Source organism: Methylobacterium tarhaniae, from assembly GCF_001043955.1.
GTDB lineage: Bacteria > Pseudomonadota > Alphaproteobacteria > Rhizobiales > Beijerinckiaceae > Methylobacterium > Methylobacterium tarhaniae.
On sequence record NZ_LABZ01000128.1, the window covers coordinates 1 to 6,791 of the forward strand.

6 protein-coding genes and 1 pseudogene are annotated in these 6,791 nt (G+C 69.8%); 4 read left to right on the forward strand and 3 right to left on the reverse strand.

Features of this window, described 5'->3' with window-relative positions:
• Window positions 1-100 precede the first annotated feature (100 nt).
• The 4 genes from VQ03_RS18290 to VQ03_RS18305 all read left to right on the forward strand — a co-directional run bounded on the left by VQ03_RS18290 (window position 101) and on the right by VQ03_RS18305 (window position 4,281).
• Window positions 101-1,147 carry a ligase-associated DNA damage response exonuclease gene (locus VQ03_RS18290; protein WP_048452328.1) on the forward strand — a complete coding sequence of 349 codons (1,047 nt, stop codon included), beginning with the start codon at window positions 101-103 and terminating at the stop codon, window positions 1,145-1,147.
• Window positions 1,144-2,853, forward strand: a complete 1,710-nt coding sequence (locus VQ03_RS18295; protein WP_048452329.1) for a cisplatin damage response ATP-dependent DNA ligase — start codon at window positions 1,144-1,146, stop codon at window positions 2,851-2,853. The genes VQ03_RS18290 and VQ03_RS18295 overlap by 4 nt, the downstream gene beginning before the upstream one ends.
• Window positions 2,850-3,302 (forward strand): secondary thiamine-phosphate synthase enzyme YjbQ, encoded by a 453-nt coding sequence (locus VQ03_RS18300; RefSeq protein ID WP_048452330.1) that lies wholly within the window; start codon window positions 2,850-2,852, stop codon window positions 3,300-3,302. Before VQ03_RS18295 ends, VQ03_RS18300 begins: the two co-directional genes overlap by 4 nt.
• A 313-nt stretch (window positions 3,303-3,615) precedes the next feature.
• Window positions 3,616-4,281: a response regulator gene (locus VQ03_RS18305; protein ID WP_048452331.1), complete on the forward strand. Its 666-nt coding sequence runs from the start codon at window positions 3,616-3,618 to the stop codon at window positions 4,279-4,281.
• 5 nt (window positions 4,282-4,286) lie between these two features.
• On the opposite strand, the gene VQ03_RS18310 is transcribed toward VQ03_RS18305, so the two are convergent.
• From VQ03_RS18310 to VQ03_RS33840, 3 genes and pseudogenes are all read right to left on the reverse strand, one after another.
• The gene (locus VQ03_RS18310) at window positions 4,287-4,949 is read right to left on the reverse strand and encodes an acyl-homoserine-lactone synthase (protein WP_048452332.1); all 663 of its coding nucleotides are present in this window, start codon (window positions 4,947-4,949) and stop codon (window positions 4,287-4,289) included.
• Window positions 4,950-5,672: 723 nt separating this feature from the next.
• Window positions 5,673-6,410 (reverse strand): LuxR family transcriptional regulator, encoded by a 738-nt coding sequence (locus tag VQ03_RS18315; protein ID WP_048452333.1) that lies wholly within the window; start codon window positions 6,408-6,410, stop codon window positions 5,673-5,675.
• A 143-nt stretch (window positions 6,411-6,553) separates the two neighbouring features.
• A pseudogene (locus VQ03_RS33840) lies at window positions 6,554-6,791 on the reverse strand (PTS fructose transporter subunit EIIBC); the annotation flags it as partial.

Genomic DNA, 6,791 nt, shown 5'->3' on the forward strand with positions numbered 1-6,791 from the left:
TCGCTGAGGGGCTTTCGGGGGAGGGGCGGGACGGACCGATCGGGCCGCCTATATACCCAGCCCCGCCCCCGGGAAGAGGCTTCACCGTTCAAGAGGGTCAATGGCGCCGCGCCCCACCGAGCTGCTCACCCTGACCCGAGAGGGGCTGTACTGCCCGCCGGGCGATTTCCACGTCGATCCGGTCCGCCCGGTGCCGCGCGCGCTCATCACCCACGGCCATGCCGACCATGCCCGGGCCGGCCACGGCGCGGTGCTGGCGACCCCCGAGACCCTGCGCATCATGGCGGTGCGCTACGGCGAGGATTTCTGTGAGACCCGGCAGGAGGCGCGGCTCGGCGAGGCGATCCGCCTGGGGGGCGTCACGGTGCGCTTCCACCCCGCCGGCCACGTCCTCGGCTCGGCTCAGATCGCCATCGAGCAGGGCGCCTGCCGGATCGTCAATTCGGGCGACTACAAGCGGGCGCGGGACCCGACCTGCCTGCCCTTCGAGGTGGTGCCCTGCGACGTGTTCATCACCGAGGCCACCTTCGGCCTGCCTGTCTTCCGCCATCCGGTCGCCCGCGACGAGGTGCGAAAGCTGCTCGATTCGGTCCGGCTCTTCCCCGAGCGCACCCACATCGTCGGCGCCTACGCCCTCGGCAAGGCGCAACGGGTGATGGCCCTGCTGCGCGAGGAGGGCTTTTCGGACCCGATCTACCTGCACGGCGCGATGGAGAAGCTGACCGACCTCTACCGGCGCGAGGGCATCCCGCTGGGTGAGACGATCAAGGTCGTGGCGGCGGAGCGGCCGAAGCTCGGCGGCAGGATCGTGATCTGCCCGCCCTCCGCCATCCAGGATCTCTGGTCGCGAAAGTTCCCCGATCCGGTCACCGGCTTCGCCTCCGGCTGGATGCGGGTGAGGGCCCGGGCGCGCCAGAAGGGCGTCGAGCTGCCGCTGGTCATCTCCGACCATTCGGACTGGGACGACCTCTGCCGCACCATCAAGGAGACGCAAGCCGGCGAGGTCTGGGTCACCCACGGCCAGGAGGACGCCCTGGTGCATTGGTGCGGGACGCAAGGGATCCGTGCCAAGCCCCTGCACATGCTCGGCTACGGCGACGAGGGCGAGGCGGAGCCGGACCCTCGCGGGACGGAGACGGCCGCGTGAACGACTTCGCCCACCTCCTCGACCGCCTCGCCTACGAGCCGCGCCGCAACGCCAAGCTGCGCCTGCTCCAGGATTTCTTCCGCCATACCCCCGATCCGGACCGCGGCTACGCGCTCGCCGCGATGACCGGATCGCTGAGCTTCCGCGAGGCCAAGCCCGGCCTGATCCGCGGCCTCGTCGAGGAACGGGTCGATCCGGTGCTGTTCCGGATGTCGCACAACTATGTCGGCGACCTTGCGGAATCGACGGCGCTGATCTGGCCCGCACGACCGAGGCACGAATCCGGGGATACGCCCGGCCCCGGCCACAACAACCCGCCGGTGCCGACCCTGTCCGAGGTGGTGGAGGCGCTCGGCACCATCGGCAAGAGCGAGCTGCCGGCGCGCCTGGCCGCCTGGCTCGACGCCCTCGACGAGACCGGGCGCTGGGCGCTCCTCAAGCTCATCACCGGGGAACTCCGGGTCGGCGTCTCGGCCCGCCTCGCCAAGACCGCGGTGGCGAGCCTCGGCGGGCACGAGGCCGACGCCGTCGAGGAGGTCTGGCACGGGCTGGAAGCGCCCTACCGACAACTATTCGCCTGGGTCGAGGGCCGGGCCGGGCCGCCGGAATCGGTCAACCCGGCGCCGTTCCGCCCCCCGATGCTGTCGCATCCGATCGAGGAGGAGGCGGACCTGGAGAAGCTCGATCCGGAGGCCTTCTCGGCCGAGTGGAAGTGGGACGGCATCCGGGTCCAGCTCGCCGGCGGGCGCGACCGCGACGGCAACCAGGTCCAGAAAATCTATTCGCGCACCGGCGAGGATATTTCCGGCGCCTTCCCGGACCTCGCCGAGGCGATCACCTTCTCGGGCGCCCTCGACGGCGAGCTCCTGATCCTGCGCGAGGGGCGGGTGCAGAGCTTCAACGTGCTCCAGCAGCGCCTCAACCGGAAGGCGGTGACGGGCAAGCTCCTGCAGGACTTCCCGGCCCATGTCCGCGCCTACGACCTCCTCGCCGAGGGCGAAGAGGACCTGCGGCCCCTGGGCTTCGCCGAGCGCCGGGCCCGGCTCGAACGCTTCGTCGCCGGGCTCGACCATGCCCGCATCGACCTCTCGCCCCTGGTGCCCTTCGCCGATTGGGGGGCGCTGGCCGCGGCGCGGGCCGATCCGGCCTCGGTCGGCGCCGGGCCGGATGCGGACGCGATCGAGGGCGTGATGCTCAAGCGGCTCGCCAGCCCCTACCAGCCGGGCCGGCCCAAGGGCCCGTGGTGGAAGTGGAAGCGCGAGCCCTACCTCGTCGATGCCGTGATGATGTACGCCCAGCGCGGCCACGGGAAACGCTCGTCGTTCTATTCCGACTACACGTTCGGCGTCTGGCGCGAGGCGCCGGACGGGGCCGAGGAGCTGGTGCCGGTGGGCAAGGCCTATCACGGCTTCACCGACGAGGAGCTGGCCAAGCTCGACCGCTACGTCCGCAACCACACCACCAAGCGCTTCGGCCCGGTGCGGGAGGTGGAGTACGGCGTGGCCAAGGGGCTGGTGCTGGAGATCGCCTTCGAGGGCGTGCAGCGCTCGACCCGGCACAAGTCGGGGGTGGCGATGCGCTTTCCCCGCGTCAGCCGGATCCGCTGGGACAAGCCGCCGGCCGAGGCCGACCGGATCGACGTGCTGGAGCGCATCCTGGCCCGCGGCGAGAACGAAATTCACCCCGGACGGGAGATCGCCGGATGAGACGCGTCGAGATGCTGAGCAGCGGCACGGTCACCCGCCAGGCCACCGGGCGCCTCGTGGTCGAGACCAGGGGCCGTGGCTTCACCGAGATCACCGACGCGGCGGCCGGCTTCGTGCGCGAGGCGGCCTTGAGCCACGGCCTGCTCACGGTGTTCTGCCGCCACACCTCGGCCTCCCTGACGATCCAGGAGAATGCCGACCCGGACGTGCGCACCGACCTGATGACCGCCCTCGACCGGCTGGCGCCGCGGGACGCCGGGTACGTCCACGGGATCGAGGGGCCGGACGACATGCCGGCGCATATCCGCACCCTCCTGACCGATGCGGCGCTGACGATCCCCCTCGTCGACGGGCACCTGGCGCTCGGGACCTGGCAGGGGATCTACCTGATCGAGCACCGCGACCGGCCGCATCGGCGCGAGATCGTGCTGCACCTCGTCGGCGCCTGACCACCCGGCCCGGGCCTGGGCGGGCCGCGGGGTGAGGCACCGGTCCGGATGCGCTATTTCGCATCGGATGACGGCGACGGGCGGCACGTGCCGCCCCGCCTCGCGGCGTCATGAGGCGGGGTGGGTTCCCCGCCGTGACTCTCACCGGCACGCTCGACTGACCATCGCGCGCCACGCCTTACGCAGTCGGACGCACATTCGGCCGGCGTGGATAGCGCATACCCTCCGGTTTCAACCCCGCCAAAAAAACTATAGAGACAAAAGAAGTAGGCCGAAGAGCGCCGGGAGCGCGGGTGCCGTGGCGGGGAGTGAGTTGGGTTCCGAGACCACCATCGTCGTCGCGGACGACCACCCGCTCTTTCGCGGCGCCCTGCGCGGCGCCGTGACGGCGATCATGCCCGGCGCCCGGATCATCGAGGCGAGTGGGCTCGAGCCGCTGACGGCCATCCTGGACGCCGAGCCCGAGATCGACCTCGTGCTCCTCGATCTCACCATGCCGGGGGTGCAGGGCTTCTCCGGCCTGATCTACCTGCGGGCGCAGCACCCGGCGATCCCCGTGGTGATCGTCTCGGCCAACGAGGATCCGGTGGTGATCCGCCGTGCCCTCGATTTCGGCGCTTCCGGCTTCATCCCGAAATCCCTCGAGGTCGACCGCATCGGCGAGGCGATCGGCCAGGTGCTGGCCGGCGGCAACTGGTCGCCGCCCGACATCGAGCTGTCGGCCTCCGAGGACAAGGAGACGGCCGACCTGATGCGCCGCCTCGCCACCCTGACGCCGCAGCAGGTGCGGGTGCTGATGATGCTGTCCGAGGGCCTGCTCAACAAGCAGATCGCCTACGAGCTCGGCGTCTCGGAGGCGACCGTGAAGGCCCACGTCTCGGCGATCCTGCAGAAGCTCGGCGTCGAGAGCCGCACGCAGGCGGTGATCGCGTCCTCGCGCATCGGCGCGACGCTCAAGCCCCCGGCCGGGGTGGAGTAGGAGCCTCACGAGGCCCGCAAGAGGCGCACCTCGTTCTCCCACCGTCCCTGCCCGAGGCCGCGCGGCACGTCGTAGGGCGTGCCCTCCAGCCCGAACACCGCCCGGGTGGTGTCGGCGGTGGCGGGCGTCCAGCGGGCGAAGAACGGCACCAGGGGATGGCCGTCGTAGATCATCGGCAGCGCCAGGGGCTCGATGTCCCAGCCGAGCGTCGTCAGATGGGTGATCATGATCGGATGGGCCTGGATCAGGTAGCCGTCGAGGCCGATGAGCCCCGTCAGCTCGGCCACCGCGACGAACTGGCGCCCGGCGATCGGGTCCTTCGCGGTGGCGGAGGCGCGTCGCCACGGGGCGGCACCGCAGCGGGTCCACTCGAAGATGCGCGGCCCGCTCGGCGCGGCCCCGCCCTGGAGGAGCTGCGGGTAGACGTGGCTCAGGAGATGCGGCCGGGTGGTCGGCAGCAGGCGCGAATAGGAGACGACCTCGCCGTCGTCGAGGCCGGCGACGTGGATGCAGTCCGGCCCGTCGAACTGGTCCCGCTCGCGCCCATCCGGCTTGCGGCACGCCTCCCATCGCATCGTCTCGACGAACAGGCGGTGGCGGAAGCAATATATCCTGTCGAGAAGCTCCGCTTTGTCGCGGTAATTTTCGCGATCGATGATCGTGATCAAGACCAGGGCTCCTTGCTCTGGAGCCATTCATGATCTTTGAACCTAGAATGAGATAGACCGTAAATTTACGGGATAGTTGTTAGTCAAGCTAAATATTCGATTCTGCCCAGCACGGCGCAAAATGTTTTATTGTTTCTGATTGTATTGATTAGATATCACGGGAACGGCGCATGATCATCCGCAGAACCTTGTTTTTATCGTGCAGTCCCGCAAGAAGATCGGAGGCAAAGGAAACCGGAGGCGCCGAGCCAGGCAGGGCGGTGGTGCGGCGGGTCGCCCGCATCAGGGCGGGCCGGCTGCCGGGACCGTCTCGGGTGCGACGCGGCCTGGGAGCCGATCACGTTGCGGTGAGGTGCCGTTTTCATGTCCCGAGCGGCGGCACCCTCCTGGCGGTCGGCCATTTGTGCCGCACCGAGCGGCAATCGAGAGCCGCGCCCGACCGTACTGATCGCGCGCGCTCAAGGCCTTTGATTTTGCCGCATTCTCGACAACGAGACTTATCCACCTCGTCGGAAAATGCTTTATACCAACGGCCTAAGATGTTGACGCAGCAAATTCGATCTCGGCCAGGCCCGAGCATCAACCTCGATCTCGGGGAAACCCGAGATCGACGAGGCCGTTGGACCATCTCGAATGTTCGACACCAAGCCCGGAAGTCCGAGACCCTGGGCTTGACGACAGCGCGAGAACGGAACCAGAGGTCGTTTTCAACGACCGGTGACATCAGTCGATCAGCCCCTCGCGCATCGCCTGGGCGACGAGCTGCACCCGGTTGACGGCACCGAGCTTGCGGGCGGCGTTGCGCAGGTAATCCTCCACCGTGCGCTGGGACAGGGACAGGATCTCTGAGGTTTCCCATCCGGTCTTGCCGGCGGCGGCCCAGCGGATGCACTCGATCTCGCGCTTGGTGCAGCGCGGGGCGCCGCTCGGGCGGCCGGGACGGAGCGGGGCGGGGGAGCCGAGGCTGCGCGAGGCCAGGTGGGCGTAGATCGCCAGCAGATGGAGCCCGGCCCGCGCCTCGTCCGACAGGTCGATGCGCGGGGCGCCGAAGGAGGCGGCGGCCTCGGTGCCGTCGATGTCGTGGATCGGCACGCAGAGCCCGTCGCCGAGGCCGAAGGCCGGCGCCTCGGCCATGATCCGCCGGGCCAGGACCGCATCGGGATCCACCCGGACCTCGGACCAGAGGAACGGCGCGGTGGTGCGCCGCACCTGCGCCATCACCGGATCGTGCTGGACGTAGCCCCGCTCGACGTAGCGTGCCGCCCATCCGTCCGGCCAGTGCATCAGCAGCAGCCGGTCGGTCAGGGTCTCGCTGGCGCTCTGCGGCACGCCGGCGATCGCGAACCGCTCGTAGCCGAAGATCCCGCCGGCGCGGGTCAGCACCGCCGTGATCTCGGCGGGATTCCGCGCCGCCTTCACCGCCTGGACCAGGTCCAGCGTGACCTGCCCGATCGCCGTCATGTCGCCGCGCAGTCCGTTCCGACAGATCTCAAGCAAACAACCCGCGAGAGCGCGGGTCGTCGCCTTCTATCAGGATCGGTCGCGCGCGGCGACCGATGCGGGGGTGACGATCGACCCGGATCGTCGCGGCAGGCGGGCGGCGGTCAGGCCGCCCGCTTCTTGAAGGCACCCACCAGCAAGGCGGTGATCACGGTGCCGGCGGCGAGGGCGACCACGGCGCCGAGCACCGGGGTGATCGCGTTCGGGATCGGCAGCACGAACAACCCGCCATGGGGCACGCGCAGCGCGACCCCGAGGGTCATCGACAGGGCGCCCGCCACCGCCGAGCCCGCCACCAGGGCCGGGATGACCCGCAGGGGGTCGGCGGTGGCGGGCGCCCTG

Excerpts from the sequence above, each read along its gene's own strand:
- VQ03_RS18290 (WP_048452328.1), top strand. The coding sequence starts at position 101 with ATGGCGCCGCGCCCCACCGAGCTGCTCACCCTGACCCGAGAGGGGCTG.
- VQ03_RS18300 (WP_048452330.1), top strand. The coding sequence starts at position 2,850 with ATGAGACGCGTCGAGATGCTGAGCAGCGGCACGGTCACCCGCCAGGCC.
- VQ03_RS18315 (WP_048452333.1), bottom strand. The coding sequence starts at position 6,410 with ATGACGGCGATCGGGCAGGTCACGCTGGACCTGGTCCAGGCGGTGAAG.